At 41.9% G+C, this 18,253-nt stretch carries 17 protein-coding genes; 2 read left to right on the top strand and 15 right to left on the bottom strand.

Annotation, left to right across the window (positions count from 1 at the left end; translation table 11 throughout):
* Nucleotides 1-160: 160 nt before the first annotated feature.
* The 7 genes from DW819_RS09000 to DW819_RS08970 all read right to left on the bottom strand — a co-directional run bounded on the left by DW819_RS09000 (nucleotide 161) and on the right by DW819_RS08970 (nucleotide 7,624).
* On the bottom strand, nucleotides 161-427 hold the full coding sequence (locus tag DW819_RS09000) for a DUF6809 family protein (RefSeq protein ID WP_118733000.1): 267 nt from the start codon (nucleotides 425-427) through the stop codon (nucleotides 161-163).
* A gap of 295 nt (nucleotides 428-722) precedes the next feature.
* Entirely contained in the window at nucleotides 723-1,931 is a 1,209-nt protein-coding gene (locus tag DW819_RS08995; protein WP_147353168.1) for a DUF6038 family protein, read from the bottom strand.
* A gap of 75 nt (nucleotides 1,932-2,006) precedes the next feature.
* Complete coding sequence (locus DW819_RS08990; RefSeq protein WP_118732998.1) at nucleotides 2,007-3,488, bottom strand: LlaJI family restriction endonuclease; 1,482 nt, start codon at nucleotides 3,486-3,488, stop codon at nucleotides 2,007-2,009.
* Nucleotides 3,488-5,080, bottom strand: a complete 1,593-nt coding sequence (locus DW819_RS08985; protein WP_118732997.1) for an AAA family ATPase — start codon at nucleotides 5,078-5,080, stop codon at nucleotides 3,488-3,490. The genes DW819_RS08990 and DW819_RS08985 overlap by 1 nt, the downstream gene beginning before the upstream one ends.
* A 23-nt stretch (nucleotides 5,081-5,103) precedes the next feature.
* Nucleotides 5,104-6,339, bottom strand: a complete 1,236-nt coding sequence (locus DW819_RS08980) for a DNA cytosine methyltransferase (protein ID WP_118732996.1) — start codon at nucleotides 6,337-6,339, stop codon at nucleotides 5,104-5,106.
* Nucleotides 6,329-7,399: a DNA cytosine methyltransferase gene (locus DW819_RS08975; RefSeq protein ID WP_118732995.1), complete on the bottom strand. Its 1,071-nt coding sequence runs from the start codon at nucleotides 7,397-7,399 to the stop codon at nucleotides 6,329-6,331. Before DW819_RS08975 ends, DW819_RS08980 begins: the two co-directional genes overlap by 11 nt.
* 15 nt (nucleotides 7,400-7,414) lie before the next feature.
* Complete coding sequence (locus DW819_RS08970) at nucleotides 7,415-7,624, bottom strand: helix-turn-helix transcriptional regulator (RefSeq protein ID WP_118732994.1); 210 nt, start codon at nucleotides 7,622-7,624, stop codon at nucleotides 7,415-7,417.
* 168 nt (nucleotides 7,625-7,792) lie between these two features.
* Between DW819_RS08970 and DW819_RS08965 the strand changes: the two genes are divergently transcribed.
* Nucleotides 7,793-8,857 (top strand): restriction endonuclease PLD domain-containing protein, encoded by a 1,065-nt coding sequence (locus DW819_RS08965; protein ID WP_118732993.1) that lies wholly within the window; start codon nucleotides 7,793-7,795, stop codon nucleotides 8,855-8,857.
* 17 nt (nucleotides 8,858-8,874) lie between these two features.
* On the opposite strand, the gene DW819_RS08960 is transcribed toward DW819_RS08965, so the two are convergent.
* From DW819_RS08960 to DW819_RS08930, 7 genes are all read right to left on the bottom strand, one after another.
* The gene (locus DW819_RS08960) at nucleotides 8,875-9,813 is read right to left on the bottom strand and encodes a GIY-YIG nuclease family protein (RefSeq protein ID WP_118732992.1); all 939 of its coding nucleotides are present in this window, start codon (nucleotides 9,811-9,813) and stop codon (nucleotides 8,875-8,877) included.
* Nucleotides 9,814-9,907: 94 nt separating this feature from the next.
* The gene (locus DW819_RS08955) at nucleotides 9,908-10,348 is read right to left on the bottom strand and encodes a very short patch repair endonuclease (RefSeq protein ID WP_118733007.1); all 441 of its coding nucleotides are present in this window, start codon (nucleotides 10,346-10,348) and stop codon (nucleotides 9,908-9,910) included.
* Nucleotides 10,349-10,370: 22 nt separating this feature from the next.
* Nucleotides 10,371-10,574, bottom strand: coding sequence for a SymE family type I addiction module toxin (locus DW819_RS08950; protein ID WP_118732991.1), 204 nt, complete (start codon nucleotides 10,572-10,574; stop codon nucleotides 10,371-10,373).
* A 60-nt stretch (nucleotides 10,575-10,634) separates the two neighbouring features.
* On the bottom strand, nucleotides 10,635-11,597 hold the full coding sequence (locus tag DW819_RS08945; protein WP_147353167.1) for a ComEC/Rec2 family competence protein: 963 nt from the start codon (nucleotides 11,595-11,597) through the stop codon (nucleotides 10,635-10,637).
* A 52-nt stretch (nucleotides 11,598-11,649) separates the two neighbouring features.
* Nucleotides 11,650-12,618 (bottom strand): GerMN domain-containing protein, encoded by a 969-nt coding sequence (locus DW819_RS08940; protein ID WP_118732989.1) that lies wholly within the window; start codon nucleotides 12,616-12,618, stop codon nucleotides 11,650-11,652.
* An 11-nt stretch (nucleotides 12,619-12,629) separates the two neighbouring features.
* A complete protein-coding gene (locus DW819_RS08935) occupies nucleotides 12,630-14,081 on the bottom strand; it encodes an ATP-binding protein (RefSeq protein WP_118732988.1) in 1,452 nt (483 codons plus the stop codon).
* On the bottom strand, nucleotides 14,071-14,967 hold the full coding sequence (locus DW819_RS08930) for a DegV family protein (RefSeq protein WP_118732987.1): 897 nt from the start codon (nucleotides 14,965-14,967) through the stop codon (nucleotides 14,071-14,073). Before DW819_RS08930 ends, DW819_RS08935 begins: the two co-directional genes overlap by 11 nt.
* Nucleotides 14,968-15,216: 249 nt before the next feature.
* On the opposite strand from DW819_RS08930, the gene DW819_RS08925 reads away from it, so the two are divergent.
* Complete coding sequence (locus DW819_RS08925; RefSeq protein WP_118732986.1) at nucleotides 15,217-16,515, top strand: Na+/H+ antiporter NhaC family protein; 1,299 nt, start codon at nucleotides 15,217-15,219, stop codon at nucleotides 16,513-16,515.
* A gap of 42 nt (nucleotides 16,516-16,557) precedes the next feature.
* On the opposite strand, the gene gpmI is transcribed toward DW819_RS08925, so the two are convergent.
* Nucleotides 16,558-18,099, bottom strand: coding sequence for a 2,3-bisphosphoglycerate-independent phosphoglycerate mutase (gpmI, locus tag DW819_RS08920; protein ID WP_118732985.1), 1,542 nt, complete (start codon nucleotides 18,097-18,099; stop codon nucleotides 16,558-16,560).
* Between the last annotated feature and the right edge of the window lie 154 nt (nucleotides 18,100-18,253).

Here is an 18,253-nt window from a genome sequence, read left to right as displayed (position 1 = left end):
ACTGAGTAATTTTATCTTACATCAGTTTGGAGGTTTACACAAACTTTGGGATACTCCCTCCAGAGTTCCTTGAAGACGCACAAAAACTTCCATTTGATTAATTTACATATTATTAAAAAGCACACATCGCAAAGGGATAACGATGTGTGCTTTCTATGTTTTAGGCTACAGTTGTATTTGTTATCAGTGACATTCCGAATAAAACGCCCTGTGTAAAGACTTCATATGAAAAACGGCTGTCACTGTTATTAATATCGTCAAGCAGTTGATTCAGTAACTGCTTCTGCTGTGGATTAAGCGAATCCCTTAATTCTGCTATCTTATCAGCGATTTTATTCTGCTCGTCAACAGATTGCTCTGATTCCACATAATCCTGCATGGATAGGTCACAAACAGTCTGTAGTGCTACAGTAACTTGCTTTTGCATCTGACACACCTCCATTTCGGAACATGGTCTGTTTAACAAAAATATTGGTAACGAAATTATAAATCAATTATAGCATCGAACATTTGTTCTTGTCAACTAGATCATATTCTTTTTGAACACTCAGATTGTTCATGCTTATGACCATATAAACAGATAATCCACTAAATTTATTACTAGCATTACCATTTCCTCCAAATTTTAATATTTCATCGGCGGCCTCCTCTGATGTTTTATATTATAATTTGAAGAGAATACACTTGCATTAAATGTGCAGATATTAAAAAAGTTGCACATTTTACTTCATAATTTCTTCCATCGCCTGTCCGACAAGTTTATCTACAGTTTCATTCAATCGGGAGCAGTTTTTTTCCAAATCCTTACAATGCTGTTGATATCCTTTCTTGATATTTTTTGTTAAAAAATCCTCCTTTGTATCAGCTTCTTCATGTTCTAACTCTTCCAACAATTCCCTGCATTGACGTAAATCAGCTTCATAACACTGTATATTTTCTTTCAGATTTTTTATTTTTTCTGAATTAGATAATTCATATGGCTCTTTAAATGATCCATCGTTTATCCCTTCCAATATGCTTTTCCGTTCTAAATTCTTTTTATATAAATGTTCGAGATTATATTCATTTTGTGCAAATGGAGATGTATCAATTAAACAGGCCACTTCTGTTCTATAATAAAGCGTTCTTAATAGTTCTTTGTCTTCTTCCACTTCCTCTCCCTCTGGAACCTCTACAACTCGAATTCCTAGTATTGGATTTGCGTTAATAAATTCATATGGCGGCACATAATCCCTAAAATTTTCTTCCCGGATTTGTCTTACAACAGGCAAAAACGCCTGTATCATATCCGCAATAATAACATCTATACTTTGATTTTGCTGATTCATTTTTTTATCTAACTCTGACATTCGTAAATATAGAGGGGTACTTTCTTCATTTGAAGCCATAGCAAGGTTTCTGATGCTTTCGCCTCTATATAAATTATAATTCATAACATCCATTTTTTTCGTAAACATAGCTAGAGTATCCCCTAAACTCTCCCCTTTTAACGAAGATAAATTCATAATAAACCATGTTAATTGTTTTATAAATTCGTCCGACCAGAATGCAATATTAGCCGCTGAATAATGCCCCGGACGACAATATATTGCCTTTTTAAATATTTCTTCCATCTCGTCTATATCCGACAGCATCTTTTTGTTATATGCTGCAACATCTGATGCCTTTACTATCTTATATCCTTTTTCCTTATTTGCTAAGGTTTTAGGATGTATATCATAATTTCTCACTAATAAGGCTAATAATTCTGCTATTTCTGGCGGAAAAGTAAAATGACTATTTGGATTATCTTTTTCTTTTTTAAAGTTATTAATATCAAATTTATACATTTCACACACTTTTTCAAGATTTCGTTTAAATCTTGTCCTATCTAATCCTGTCATTTCTTCCATTTCTTTTTGTGTAAAATCTACATTTCTTCCTGCTGCCACTAAAAACCTCCAATCAATTTGTGGCAGGATTATTATATAACCCTGCCACAAATAATAATCTTCTATATTTTTACGTTATAACCTTAGTTCATCAATATTCATGTGCACATCCGACAGATAGTAATCATATAGTTTTACAGCCGGAATCAGACGGATTTGTATATTTTTCAAACCAAGTGCTTCAAGCATCTGCATTTTTGCCACACCTTTTACTACAATTTCATTTCCTTCTGTCGGCATAAGAAAACAGTTTCTCACTTCTACAATATGATGAACATTAATAAAATCTCTGTATGCCAACTGATACAGATACTGTTTTGTCACATCACCGACACCCGGATTTCCACGCAGTGATTTTCCTTTTTCAAGCTGAAGATTATAATATTTTGCATCAAATATGATAAACCAGTCCTGTCCATCTATACATGGTATGCTGATCAAATCAGGTATCAGGGTATCTGCCGCCTTTGCCTCTGTATCAATTCCCTGCCATATTGGTTTCTCTATAATATCAATCAGCTTCTGGCGCCTTTCCTTCTTGCCCTGATATTTCTCTGCAAGCGGTACTGTCATTTTAAGTTGGCACAGCATGGTATTCAGTTTATTATCAAATACTTCTGCACACGCTTTTTCCCACACTGCATGATATGCGGTCGTTCCAAACATACTGATACCGTCATTTTCATCAAGCATCTTTCTGTCTTGTGATATGTAAGCATACAGTGTTTTCAGAAGTATCTGCCTGTGCGTATTAAACTGCAGATTCAGCTCTTTGACAATCCTTTCAAGTATGTACTCCTTGTCTCCAAAATCCTCCAAGGTTTCTTCTGACAATTCTATTCTGTCCATATCAAAGAGTTCATCCAACTGGGCTGCATGAAGCTGTTTAGAACATTCCGTAAGCACACACTCATGAAGTCTTTTGAAATAATCCATATCATCTTCTACAGATTTCTCTGTATACAATTCCATATAATACGGCCGATTATCCTCTATCAGTGCAAAGCTCTCATCAATGGTCTTTCCCCAGAGAATCTCTCCTTCTCCATTCACTTCGATGATGTCCTCACTGTTCGTGTAGATACCATATTCATAATAGTCATTAATGAGGAACAGGATAACCGCAAGTATATTAAAACTTCTGTTCTCTCCATCACCATTAAAAACATTGATAATCTGCTCTTCAGAACGGCTGTAACGCTCAAGTACTTTAACAACCTGTTTCATCTCATCCAGAACATTATCGTCTTTCTTTGACAGCAGATACTTCGGATAAACCTTTATGACACGGCTTCCACAGGTGATGACTCCGACATATGTAAATACATACAGGCAGTCACCACTCTCTGCCGTTTCATCTGTAATTTCCACATCGTCATCTACAAGGTCTGACATTTCGAGCTGGTCATCGGTATTTTTTACACTCTTCAAGACACCATAGGCTTTGAGATTTTTTATAAATTTTTCTACTCCGTCTTCGTCAAAGGAAAACTTGCTTTTAAGGTCATTTTTCGTATAACGCTTCTGTTCCCTGACATACCGTGAAACAACTTTCATTATGCCTCATCCTTTTGTTTATCATAAAAGTTTTCCTTGAAATTTGGTCCGAAGATTCCCATTCCTATTTCATCAAAAGCATCACACACAGATGAATATTTGCTGTTATCACAGCCATCAAAGAATCTGTGCTTGCCCTGTTTAACTGCATCTTCATACAGATACATAATTACCTTGCTCTTAAATGCATCTACAAATTTTTTTGTATCAATAATCATGCCATTCTCATCAGATGCAATTACCTTCTTTGAAAGGAAGAATGGTCCCATCAGCTTGTCTTCATTAATTTTAAACTGATCTGATGACATTTTTGCATTAATAGCTCTGCGGAGGATATTCCATTCAATAGGCTCATCACTTCCGGCAAGTTCAATTTTTCCAATGCCAGAAATCTTTTCTTCGTTTTCATTGATGCCAAGATACTCAAAGTTCCATCTTCTCTTAAACGCAGTGTCCATCGGAAATACACCCTGATCAGCACTGTTCATTGTAGACCAGATAAACATATTATTAGGAATTCGGATCTTCTGATAATTATCAGGAGTTCCACCAAGTTGCTTTGCAAGATATTCTCTTATATCCTCTGATGCCTGAATTTCATATTCACTGACTCCGTCATCATCTCTGTCCAACAACTGGAATACATCACCAAATACTGCTGCCACTTTTGCTCGATTTATCTCTTCAATAAGCAGAAGATGCGGCTGTGGATTTTCTGTTCTTCCGCTCTTAAGTGCTTCTACATAAACACGCATGAACGGTCCCGGCACAAAATCATATCTGATTTTTTCATCTCTTCCCATGACAGGCTTATATGTACCGACAAACTGTGAATATGAATAATCAGGATGGAATGTAACACGTTCATAAGAACCATTTGTGTCCTTCAGCAAGTCCTCACACTCCTCTTTCAATTCATAGCTCTTTCCAGTACCCGGAGCGCCAAAAACAATGCGGTTTCTTTCATATTTTGTTTCTAGTTCTGTGTTAAATACTAATGGCATATAAGCCTCCTCCGCTTCCTGATTTTCCGATTCATCCGACACAGTGTCTTCCACATAATCTTCCGGCAAATACGGTCTGTTATCGTACATTTCTAAATACTCGTATAAGCAGTTTTTTCTTATAACAGAAATATATATTCCTAATCTATTCTTAATTCTTTCATATTCTTTTGATGGAATGTAATCATTTGGAATAATTATCTGATTCCCCGGACCATTTCTTGCTCCATTTTTTGTTCCAGATATCTTTTCTATAATTGTTTCGTTACACTCTAAGCTAAATATATACTCATTATATTTATCTACCTGATCATTAACGCCAAAGCAAAAGTATTTCAACCCGTTTTCTATCGCATATCGCCAAGCCACGCCTCGTTCATATGCACCACTATCTCTTGTATCAAAATAATTTTTTGTATTATCCTGCTTGTGTACTAATGGATATATAAAAATCACTACCTGTTCACCGGAATTTAAATCTACAATATATCCTCTATTTTTAGTATCTACAATAACGCTTTTTTGATCATCTCTAATATTTAAATAGCCATTCAGTGTTTCGATTGCCTGCTGCGTTGTATATGCCATATGTCCGACCTCCTTCCATAGTTTTATTCATATTTGCACAATATCTCATTTACTGCTTTAGCACAATACTTTGCAAATAAAGGTGGAACTGCATTTCCAATCATTTTGTACAACTCCATATTACTACCTTCAAAAATATAATCATCTGCAAATGTCTGCAGTCTGGCAGCCTCTCTAACAGTCAACGTTCTTTGCTGCTTAGAATCAGGATGGATATGTCGCAATCCATCTTTATACAAATGTGCAGGTATTAAATTACTAGGTTCATCCCATCTTAAAACATGATATTTATGAACATTAGATACTTTTCCTGTCATTTTCGTATATAATTCTTTCAACGCCGCTATAGACGTATATTCATTTTTCCCTGTTTCTATATCCTCTGTGAGCAATTTAAAGATGCCAATATCTCTATCACTCTGCCACCTTGCTATATGATTTGGTATAGGTTCATTCGGCAATGTATGACGTGTTCTTGCCCCATTTACTTTCAGGTCATTTTCCATTGGATATAATTTGGGTAAATCACCGATTGCATCATACACCGTCTGTTTCTTTTTAACTTTATATTTAGGCAAAATATCTTTATAAAATTCTTCTACCACATGCTGTGCATTTGTACCAAATACATTTTTATTTACGCCAAATATAATTATCCTCTTTCTATTCTGCGGCACTCCATACTCTGTAAAATCAATAATTGCATCATTCAAATTTGGTAATAGACAATATCCTGCTTTATCGAAATTTTCTCTAATTATTTCAATAATAGGTCGATCTCCCGGTTTTGCACTTAAAATACCCGGAACATTTTCAAAAATAAAGGCTTTAGGATTATATCTTTCCAATACCGCTATATAACTTTCAAAAAGATAATTGCGATAGTCATCCTTCATCCCATTTTCGTCTCTGACACGTCCTGCAATGGAATAGGCTTGGCATGGTGGACCACCAATAATAACATCTATACCCCCCGCATTATTTATCAGTTTATCCAACCCCACTGATGAACCATACTCTGGATCATCCTTCCAACCTAAAAACAAATCCTCTGTACGCTGAATATCAAATCTAAGCACTCTTTTATCAGCATCTTTATACTTCCATTTACTTTTCAGCCGATTCTCAAGATTTTTGCATGGTGCTTTTTCCCATTCAACAGCAGCTATAGTATCATAGTAGCCTGATTGTTCAAATCCATCCATCAGTCCGCCACATCCCGCAAATAAATCTATGGATTTTATCTTCTTATTTATCATCGTCAGCATTCTCCTGAATTATTGCTAATAAAGCCTCTCCTAATGCTTGTCCCAAAAGAGGCGGAACAGCATTTCCAACCTGTCTACTTTGCTGTGTTTTCGTTCCAGTAAAAACAAAATCATCAGGAAAAGATTGCATTCTCGCACTTTCTCGCACAGTAGGGACTCTGTTGTATTCGTAATGAAATAAATTTCTATGCCCAGTGTCAACTGTTCTCGCAGGCGCATTACCATTTAATCTAGTCCACGCCATATGGAATTTTCTGCTTTCTCCCCATCCCTCTGGAAGATCCTTATAATTTCCGCCTTCTGGGACAAGGGCTATTGTATCTTTTACCATTTGTGTATGATTTGTTCCCAAATGGTTGTGTAATACCGTACATTTTCCTCTCATTAATCTTTGATATTCTGTTTGAGGTTCTTGTGTATATTCAGCTTCCTCTGCTCCTAAATCATTCTGTAAAGAAGGCAAATCGCTAACTGCCGCACGGCACGTAATATAACTATCCGGCGTGAGTTTTACTTCTGGAAATTTAGGTTTGCCTATATCCTTCCTAATTCCCATAAAAATCAACCTTTTTCTAATTTGTGGTACACCGTAGTCAGCTGCACAAAGGATTTTGCATTCTATATTATATCCCATCTTTTTAAATCTTCGTAAAATCTCATCCTTTATTTGCCCTTCATATAAGGTAGCCATTCCCGGAACATTTTCAATAATAAATGCTTTAGGCTGATACTGTTTTACCATTTCAATAACTGCTAAATACAATTTATTTCTTTCATCATCAAAATTTCTTGGTCCCGTTAATGAAAATCCCTGACAAGGTGGTCCTGCTATAATCACATCTATCGTCTGTTTCCCCGCAATCCTCTTAATTTCATCAAAAGTCTCTTGTTTAGACAAATCTGCATTTAATGCAATTGCTCCATTATGATTCTTTGCAAATGTATTTAATGCTGCCTGATCGTTATCAACTCCCACAAGAATCTTATATCCGGCATCCATGAAACCTTTTGAAAGTCCTCCACATCCAGCAAATAAGTCAATTGCGTTCATCTAAAAATTCCTCCATTATTCCTCTTTTATAAATTCACAAATGTCTGATATATCACAATCCAATTTGTTACATATTTTGAGTAATACATCCATACTTACCTGTTGGTTCTTACTCAGTTTCGCAAGTGTATTTGTGCCAATACCTGTTAATGTTCTAAGATCACTTCTGTGTGGCATACCTTTATCTATCATTAATTTCCATAATTTATTATAGCTTACTTCCATCATGCACCTCCATATCTAAGCCAAACAGCGTCTTATTTATTATAAAGGGTGAAAGAAAATTTATCAACGGGGAAATAAAATATTTCAATTTCTATATTTTTACATTTTCAATATAAATGTATCTTTTATCCTTTATGTATGATATTATAGATAAAAAGGAGGTTCAGTATGGCTGTTTCATCAAATAACCTAAAACAATTAGTACTAAATAATGCTAAAAAAAGCGATGAGATAATTATAATAAGTGGTTTTTTCTCTGTAGATATTCTTGATATACTAGCACAAACAGGAATTCCTCTTACGTTTTATTATGGAATGTATTTGAGAAATGGTATCTCTGCTGCTAATTATACCTATTTTCAGAAACTTGAAAGCAAATACTCTAATTTAACTATTAATATACCATTTGCCTACCATGTACATACAAAATGTTATATTTTCAAAAAGAATGGCAATATAAGAAACATATTAATTGGATCTGCTAATTGCTCAGGTTCCGCGCTTGATACAACCCCATATAGCGAAATTCTTATGGACGTTACCGATACGGCTGATATTTTAGCCTTGGACTCTTACGCTAATGAAATACAAAAAACTTCCGTTCACTTTGATAATCCTTCAATAGTGCCCGGAGTATCTAGCAAAATAATGTCCCCAAAAACCAAGCATAAAATTTCCCAGCCTGAAAGTTGGAACAAATTCTCTGGCAATCCATTTTCTGCAAATATACCATTATATTACATGGATAATGGTATACCTAAAGTTCATCCTGCTGACGGATTAAATTGGGGGTTGGGATCAAATCACCATTCCAAAACAAGCCAATATGCTGAAGCATGCATACCTATTCGTAGTTTTATAATTGATAATTATCCAACTTTAATTCCCTTCCAAGGAACAATTGGCTCTGGAACTGGTGGGAAAATAACAAGACGCCAAAGTGCAATTGATGTTTTATGGGATGACGGAACATCGATGCAAATGCATTTTGAAGGAAACGGTCCCAAACGCCCGACTCCCTCAAATAGAAAACCGGGTGATCCTTTTAGAGAATATCCGAAACAATTAACATCTTCTGGCGCCGGAATTGTTCTTGGCGAATACCTCAGAAAGAGGCTTAATGTCGGCGGCCGAGTTCCGATAACCTATACCGATTTAGTAAATTACGGCCGTGATTATGTAACTTTTACACTAACAAATGCCGGAAACTATGAACTAGATTTTCATGTATAGAAAAGCAAAATGCACTATCAATTGATAGTGCATTTATTCTGCAAAGAATTATACCATTTTACAAATAAGTCTCGGTGCTTATATTTATCATACCATTCTTTCGTGAGCAAGACTCTATATTTGCCAAATTCAAAAATTGCTTTCTTGGGTGTATAATATCGTTGTCTTCCATTTACATAATGTGGTTTTTCTTCATTTTCATCATATAACTTAAAAAAAGCCACACCCGCATTCTGCAAATTAAATAAGTCTTTACTATTACATGCTTGGGGATCTAATAAAATTTTCATTTGTTCGTCCGAAAAAACATACCCCGCATTTTCAAGATTTAAAATAGATTGAAAGATGAAGTCACCTACACCAACAACATCTTTTGGTAAATCAGGTATCTGTATCTTGTCACCCTCTTCCTTTACATCTTCAGGTGATTTTTTCTCTACCGCTTTAGGTTCAAATACTTTATACCCCAATGCTCCTAATACTAACTCCGCCTGATCTATGTATTCCTCTAATTCGCTTTCTTTTTCTTCTGTTACAGTTCCAATTGTAGGCTCATTTCCATTTTGAACTTGAAACCGCCCCGCTGCCAATGCTTTATTATAAAAGCGATTTTCTAAATAGGAAATATCTGTTCTTCCCAAAGAATTATCCTGTCTCGTAAAAATTACTACTTCATCCCAACAATCCTTATATTTATCTGTCTCATGATCAAGAATTCTTTGATGGATACCTTTCCCATTTTTCCTGACTTCAGCCTGTCCCACATAGACCATATTATTTCCAAAAAGGAAGTATACACCGCTCTGTCTGAAAGCCTCCAATTCTTTACACTCTGCTAAGAGCCTCCTTGGAATTTTATATGCGATTCCATTCCAATTGGATATTTTTGCTTTTATTTTTCCATTAGCTTCTCCATCTATAAGATATACACTTATAACTTTTCCCCTTGTCGCCACTTTTTCACTTCCTTAGTACACATAATTATATTAATTTTAGCAGCTTTAACAAAGACGGTCAAGGTTCAGCATCATACACTTTTCACAGAAAAATTCAATCAATATCCGACTCCATCTTTATATCAAATATAGCCTCCTCTATAACTTTTACGCACTCATCCGTATTCTTTTTTATCTCCTTTCCCCAAAATCTAATCACCGTCCAACCCAAAAACAGCAACTCCTTATTCACTTCTTCATCACGCTCACGGTTTCTTGATATTTTGGGGACCCAGTATTCTGCATTATTTCCCGCTTCTAGCCTAGGTTTCAGTACCTCCCAGTCTTTTCCATGAAAAAATTCACTATCACAAAATACTGCAATTTTGTATTTTGTAATAGCAATATCTGGTTTTCCGGGCAACTTATTATAATTTTTTCTATACCGAATACCTTTATTCCACAATGCTTTGCATAGGCATACCTCAATAGATGTATTTTTCCCTTTTATATTTACCATATTCTTATGCCTTTGCTCTTTGGTCAAATTATCCATAGCAATCACCCTTACTATTATATCATACAAATTCATTCTCAACTATGTATTCATTTGCCTTTGTTATGATCAGTCGTCCATCTTCGCACTTCACCTCAATTTGCTCTCCTATATCAAATCCCAACTCTGAAAGCCACTTTCCTTTCAGTACAATACTTGGTGTTCGTTTGTACTGATATCCACTTGCTTCATAAACCTTCATTTCTCTATATTTTTTATATGTCATATTCATCTTCTCCTTTTGCCATTTTTTAGACTTCTGCCATAAAATTAAACTTACGCTGAATTATTGCTTCTTTTGCCAATTTATACATTTTGCGAGATACCCCCTTGAACAAGGGAAACGACAACGGGGAATAATTCCCTCGTCTAAGCACAGTTTTAGAATGTAAATTATAGCGATATGTAGTGGCACAAATGCCCAGTTTATGCGGGTTTCAGGCACTAGGGGGATATCCAACTTTAGAGTCTTAACACCGCTCACCGCCAGAAGATGGGCAATCCCATTTTTCTGATAGAGTTCCCGGATTTCTTCCGGCATGCCGTTTCGATCTCCGAGAAGCATGGCTGCAAAGATGCTGCCATCCGTCTCTCCGGCCAGAAGCTTCAAACGTTCTGCTGCCCAGGCACGAAAATGCCGGATTATATTGGCCGGCGCATACAAGATTCTGAGTCCATTTCCATCTATCCTCTGTACTGTCCGCGCAAATACCCGCCAGACCAGCTTCTGCCCCCGGTAATATGCGGCATAGTCAAACTCGCCCGGATTGGAAGCCGTCTGAAACGGCGCAAACTCGCCCCAGACCCGGACCACTTCACCGATCCGGAATCCATTCTGTTCCGGCTGCTGCAGACGGTCTGCTGCCCGGCTGTCTCTCTTCTCCGACGGATACTCCTTTTCTGACCGTTCCGCATACACTTGCAGATATCTGAGCTTTCCCTTCTCAGTCTGCACGTTCTTAAGCAGCAGCACCGTCCTGCTTTCCTTTTCTGTGATTCCGCAGACCGTCCCGACCGCATAAGTACCAGACTCTTCCAGCAGCAGGCCCTGCTCCGCAAGCACAGTCTGTTCCTCGCAAAGTCCCCGCACCAGCCCCAAAATAATCATAAAGGGCAGAAGCCTGACTCCCAGGCTCCTGCCCCAAAACACCTGTCTGCGCCGGTCTGCACATACAGCAGCCACACACAGCATAAGTGCTGCCGCAAAAAGCGGCGCCAGTTCCCTCATTGTGCTCTGATGCAGGATCACGACCTCTCCAAGTACGAATCCCCCTGTCAAAAGCAGCAATGGATGTTTGATTTTAGTTGCCTCCTATATAATCGAGATCTCTCTCAAACAGGGTATTAAGTGAAATGTTTTCCCTAAATGTCACCTCCTGAGAGCCATTTACCGTAATCTGAACACGGTTCACATTTGAAAGCTCTGACAGGGAATTGACAATGGAGTAAATCGGGATGTAATCCTTCACTTCCAGGGAATTGTTCAAAAACGCCGCGTCAAAATTCACGTAGCAAACGTTTTCATTGACCGAAATATTCAGAATCTTGATATCAGGATTTAATGTTGGCATCAATCCAGGCTGTTCCGGTCCACTGATAAGTTCCTCAACGATCACACGCTCTACCGAAGTATTGACATTGTGCATGACACTCCGCTTTTCCGGATGCAGTGCAGTTCCGTTCGCGTCTGTAAAATACAACATCAGCTCCGTGCGCTCGTAGGCATTGACATCTGTGATGCTGTCCACGAAATCTGCGGCTGAGATGGGACCGGCCGGCATGCCGCTCCGTTCCAGCAACGGCTGGTCTCCGGAATAAATGCTGATATACTCGATTCCTGGCACCTGAGTCAGCGTTCTGGCCAGGGCCGCGCGACAGAGAATCTCCTGACATGCATTCATACTGGTATAGTTGTTGTCAAAAAACAGATAGAGCACCGTGTCATCCTGCCGGCAGCCCTGGTAAACAACTTTGTCAGATAAGACACTCTGTGCCTCGAGATCTGCCGGAACATGAATCAGACTTTCCATCAGTTCTCCAATCAGTTCCTCTGTGTCTGTTGTCCTGGTACGGTAAGGCTGTGCAATGAGTTTTGTCACTGCCTGATTCATATAGTAAACCTGGTACTCCGATTCACCCTCCTGCAGCGGAGTTTCCCGCTTCTGGCATCCGGCCAGCAAAAGTCCGGAAAGCAGGAGCACAGCAAAAAGCAGTTTTTTTGCGCAAAGGCTCCATGCAAAGCCTTTGCAGTTATGCTTGATTTGTTTCATAGTTCCTCCTGCTAGGCAATGTAGTTTAACGGAATCCGCAGCGTAAAGGTACTGCCCTCCCCTTCTTTGCTGCTCAGTTTGATGGCACCCTTGTGCATCAGCACCACATTCCGGGTGATGGCAAGGCCGAGTCCGCTTCCGCCGGTTTCCCGGGAACGGGCTTTATCTACACGGTAGAAACGCTCAAAAATACGGTCCTGAACATCCTCCGGAATACCAATACCGGAATCCTGTACCTTCAAGTAGAAGAACTTATGGTCTGCATCCAGAGTTACCCGCACCCATCCCTCTTCCATATTGTACTTGATGGCATTCTCCACCAGGTTTGTGATGGCAAGCGACAGCTTCATCTCATCTACATCGGCTGTTACTTCCCGGATGCTTTCAAAGATCAGCTCCACCTTGCGCCGGTTGGCAATGGGTCTGAGCCGCTTCAGAATCTGCTCCACCAGCACGTTTAAATTGACCTGACTGATATTTAACTCTGCCTCAGATTTATCCATCTTGACCAGAGACAACAGATCATCTATGATCTTGCTCTCCCGGTCGATCTCATTGGAAATATCCTCCATGAACTCCCGGTACAATTCTACCGGTACCTCCCCCATGCCCATCAGGGAATCGGCCAGCACGCGGATGGACGTGATTGGTGTCTTTAACTCATGAGAGACATTCGATACGAACTCCTGGCGGGACTGGTCTGCCTCCTGCAGCTTTGTGATAGTCTGGGCCACCGAGTTGGAAATATCCCGTGTCTCACGGTACGCCTCTGAGCTGATGTCCGTGTCCAGTGCTCCCTGCTCCACGTGGTGGAGCTTTGCCTGAAACTCTTTAAACGGTCGCACCATCATGGCAGCAGCAAGCACTGCAGCAAGCACCAGGACCAGCACCAAAATTACCTGGAACAGCACCAGACGGTCTCCTACTGATTCTGTAAGCCGTGCCATGGCCTCCGTAGAAGCAGTCATGACAAGAACACCCTCGACGTGCTTATCCGGGGAAAGACTGTATATGGGCATCGCCTGGGCAAAATAATGCTTGTCCCGGTTGTAGCGGCTCACGGTCTCCCCCTGAAAGCTGCGTATCACGGTCTCCGCAATATGCAGGCGGCTTTCCGAAATGTGGAACGTATCCTGCACGATCTTAAAATCCTGGTTTACCACCACAATACGTCCGTTATAGACATCCGCAATGGTCTCGATCTCACTGTTTAAGCTGCTCTTATCTTCCCCGCTCAGATATCCGGTACGGGCAATCTTGCTGCTCAGGATCTGACACTGATTCTGCACTTCCACCATCCGCTCATCGATCTGGTTCTGCTTCACCGAACTCAGGATGGTCTGGGTGCACAGAAACATGGGGACAATACCAAACAGGACCAGGCAGATGGCAATGGGTACCTTTAAGCTGACTACCCGCTTTTTCAGCCAGGGAATCTGCAGCTTTTTCATTTTATAAGCCATAGCGCTTCCGTTCTGACTCTGCGTCAATCTTCCTTGACATAGCCACAGCCAGGGAACCCGGTCCGATATGGCAGGCAATACTCAGGGAAAGCGGCGCACCGTATACAGGTTTGGCCTTCGGATAATGTTCTTCGATCTCTTTTGCAAACTCAGCTGCCATCTCATCATTCTGGGAGTGGGCCACAAACAGCCAGGTATTCTCTGCCTCCGGATCTGCAAAACGCTCTTTCAGATCCTTCTCCACAGCAGCCAGCATGGTGGTGCGGGCCTGCTTCATGGTGCGAGCCTTGGAAAAAGAGTCCAGCTTCTCGCCCTGGATCTGCAGCACCGGCTTAATACGCAAAAGTGTACCAAGGGCAGCTGCCGCCGGGGTGATACGCCCGCCCTTCTTTAAAAATTTCAGCGTATCAACCGTAATGTAAATGCTGGATTCCATCTTTACACGCTCCAGGACCTCAAAGATCTGTTTCCCATTCAGTCCCGCCTCCGCAAGTTCCTTCGCATCCAGTACGGACTGGCGCTGGGTCACGGAAATACGCTGGTTGTTCACAACAAATACCTTTCCCTCGTAATCCTCTGCCAGCATACGCGCTGTCTGGCAGGAGCCGCTTAAGCCGCTGGACATCGGAATATGAACGATCTGGTCATAACCTTCGGAAAACAGTTTATCCCAGAGATCGGTGACATCCTGCGGGGATGGCTGGGAAGTGGTAATATCCGCATCCTCTGCCTGGCGCTTGTAAAATTCTTCGTGAGTCAGGTTGATATCCTCCTCAAAGGCTGCCTCATTGATCATAAACGGCATCGGCAGCACAAAGATTCCCAGCTCCCCCGCCTGTGCCTGGGTAATTCCGCTGTTGCTGTCCGTAACGATTGCGATTTTCATGTTATTCTCCTTCCACGGGTATCTGATCCGGTGTGTACCGGTTATGCTTCAAAATTATTACACTCCATTCTATCTCATTTTAAGAGGAAAGGGAAGTGCTATTTCAGCGGATTGGAAAATGGATTGGAAAATAAGATTGGAAGAGAAATAAATATGTGTTAGAATACCTGTGATTACAAAAAGCAGGGCCGGTGCTCACTACTGCAGCCCGGCCCGCAGATATCATGATGCAAAGGAAGATCACCCCATATGGAAACCATAACCCTTATTCTTTTTGCCCTAATTCTGACAGCCTGCCTTCTGTTGAAGCTGCCGACCCTGTATGCTCTGTTTGCCGGACTCATCCTCTTTTGTGCCTATGCACTCAAAAAAGGAAATTCTCCAAAAAAGATCGTTTCGATGCTCTGCACCGGTGTCCTCACCGCTAAAAACATTCTGATCGTATTTGTCCTGATCGGCATGATGACAGCACTGTGGCGTGCCTGCGGCACGATTCCCTATATCATCTGCCATGCGGCAAAGCTGCTGCGTCCAGAGGTCATTCTGCTGGTTTCCTTTCTGCTCTGCTGCGGAATTTCCGTGCTGACCGGGACCTCCTTCGGCACCTCTGCCACCATTGGCGTCATCTGCATGAGCATGGGGATCTCCGCAGGTACAAGCCCTCTGCTCCTTGGAGGCGCCATCCTGTCCGGTGCATTCTTCGGAGACCGCTGTTCCCCATTTTCCACCAGTGCGCTCTTAGTCAGCGAGCTGACAAAAACCAGTATCTTCGACAATATCAAAAACATGCTCCGCTCCGCCTGGCTGCCATTCCTGATCACCTGCATGCTGTACGGCGTTTTGGGATTTCAGTTTCACAGTCAGGCTTCCCAGACAGATTTGACGGCTCTTTTCTCCAGAGAAGTCACGCTCCACCCGGCAGCGCTTCTGCCAGCTGCCGTGATCCTGATCCTGGCCCTGATGCGGATTCCGGTCAAATATGCCATGCTGGCCAGTATTATAACCTCTCTTTTGGTTGGATCTGCGATCCAGCATTTCACGCCCGGCAAGCTGCCGGCTCTGCTTCTGACCGGTTTCCATGCTGCTGATGCAGAGGCCGCAGCATTTTTAAACGGAGGCGGCATCTGTTCTATGGTAAAAGTCGCAGCCATTGTGTGTATTTCTTCTTCCTACGCCGGAATCTTCCAGAGCACAGGGCTGTTGGATGGGCTGAAAGCAGGGCTTGTAAGGCTGGGCGCACATATCACGCCGTTTGGCGCTATTTTGCTGGCTTCTGTCGGCACCTCCATGATCTCCTGCAACCAGACTTTATCCATCATGCTGACAGACCAGCTTGGCCGTGAGCTGGAACCTGATGCCGGACGCATGGCGCTGGATCTTGAAAATTCCGCCGTTGTCGTAGCGCCGCTCATTCCCTGGTCCATTGCAGGAGCTGTTCCGCTTTCCACCGTCGGCGCACCGATGACCAGCCTTTTCGCGGCCTTTTTCCTGTACCTGGTACCGGTATGTTATCTGCTGACACAGATACCGGCTGTCCAAAAGCGTTAAATAATCGGCTTTTCCAGAAGTCTCTTATTTATAACTCAATTTTTATTTTACGAGCAGTGACTTTCCGGTCATCTCCTTCGGCTGCTCCAGGCCCATCAGCTCAATGAGAGTCGGAGCGATATCTGCCAGGCAGCCGCCCTCTCTTAATTTGCAGGACGGGTCTGCATTGACCAGAATAAACGGTACCGGGTTAGTGGTATGCGCGGTCCACGGTTCGCCGGTACTGTAGTCTACCAGCTGCTCTGCATTTCCGTGATCAGCACAGATAAACAGAACGCCATTGACCTCCTTGATCGCATCTACAGCTCTGCCCACACATACATCTACCGCTTCTATGGCCCTGATAGCCGCGCTCTCCACACCGGTATGACCGACCATATCCGGGTTTGCAAAATTGGTGATGATGACATCGTACTTGCCAGACTTGATACAGTCTACCAGCTTGTCACAGACAGCCGGAGCACTCATCTCCGGTTTTAAATCGTAGGTAGCAACTTCCTTCGGAGACGGAACCAGGATGCGGTCCTCGCCCGGATTCGGTTCTTCTACGCCGCCGTTAAAGAAGAAGGTTACATGCGCGTACTTCTCGGTCTCGGCAATGCGGGCCTGCTTTAAGTTATGAGCTGCCAGGAACTCACCGAAGGTGTTCGTGATGCTCTCTTTCTTAAATGCTACCAGCTTATTCTGAATTGTTTCATCGTAATCGGTGAAGCAGACAAATATAGTCTTGACACGCTCACCGCGGTCAAAGCCGGTAAACTCCTCATCACAGAAGGCACGGGTCAGCTGGCGGGCACGATCAGGACGGAAGTTGAAGAAGATCACGGAATCACCGGTCTTGATGGTTCCCACCGGAGTGCCGTTCTCCGTGATCACGGTCGGCAGCATGAACTCATCAGTCTTGCCGTCATCGTAAGATGCCTGGATTGCCTCTGCGGCATGCTCTGCATGATTACCCTCACCTTTTGTCAGAGCATTGTAAGCCTTCTCTACGCGATCCCAGTTTTTATCACGATCCATTGCGTAGTAACGGCCGGAGACTACTGCCACCTTACCAACGCCAAGCTCTTTCATCTTTGACTCCAGAGCCTCCACAAACTCCTTACCGGAAGTCGGCGGAGTATCGCGGCCATCCAGGAAGCAGTGTACATAAACTTTGGAGAGACCGTTTCTCTTGGCCAGCTCCAGCAGTCCGTAAATGTGGGTGATGTGACTGTGCACACCTCCATCCGAAACAAGGCCGAACATATGGAGGGCAGAATCATTTTTCTTACAGTTCTCAACTGCGGCCATCAGCGCCTCGTTGGAGAAGAAATCTCCGTCCTCGATGGACTTGGTGATACGTGTCAGCTCCTGGTATACAATGCGGCCTGCACCCATATTTAAATGACCAACCTCAGAGTTTCCCATCTGTCCGTCAGGCAGTCCGACTGCCAGACCGCTTGCCTGTCCCTTTACAAACGGGCACTGGCTCATAAGCTGGTCCATGATCGGGGTTTTTCCCTCGCAGACTGCGTTAGCCTCACAGTTGTCATTCAGTCCATATCCATCCAGGATCATTAATACCACTGGTCTTTTTTCCATGATAAGATCTCCTTCTCTTTAACGACCGGAAACCGGTCTCTTTCCCTGCAATCCCGACAGGGTTTGTCTAAAAATTGACGAATCAAATACATTGTACTTCACACAGAACAATTTTTCAAGGTGCAATTCTGATTCTGCAAAGGATTCTCATCAA

The organism is Clostridium sp. AM33-3 (assembly GCF_003480315.1).
Taxonomy (GTDB): domain Bacteria; phylum Bacillota; class Clostridia; order Lachnospirales; family Lachnospiraceae; genus Brotaphodocola.
Note: the sequence above shows the minus strand (reverse complement) of the source record. Positions and strands in the feature narration are given on the sequence as shown.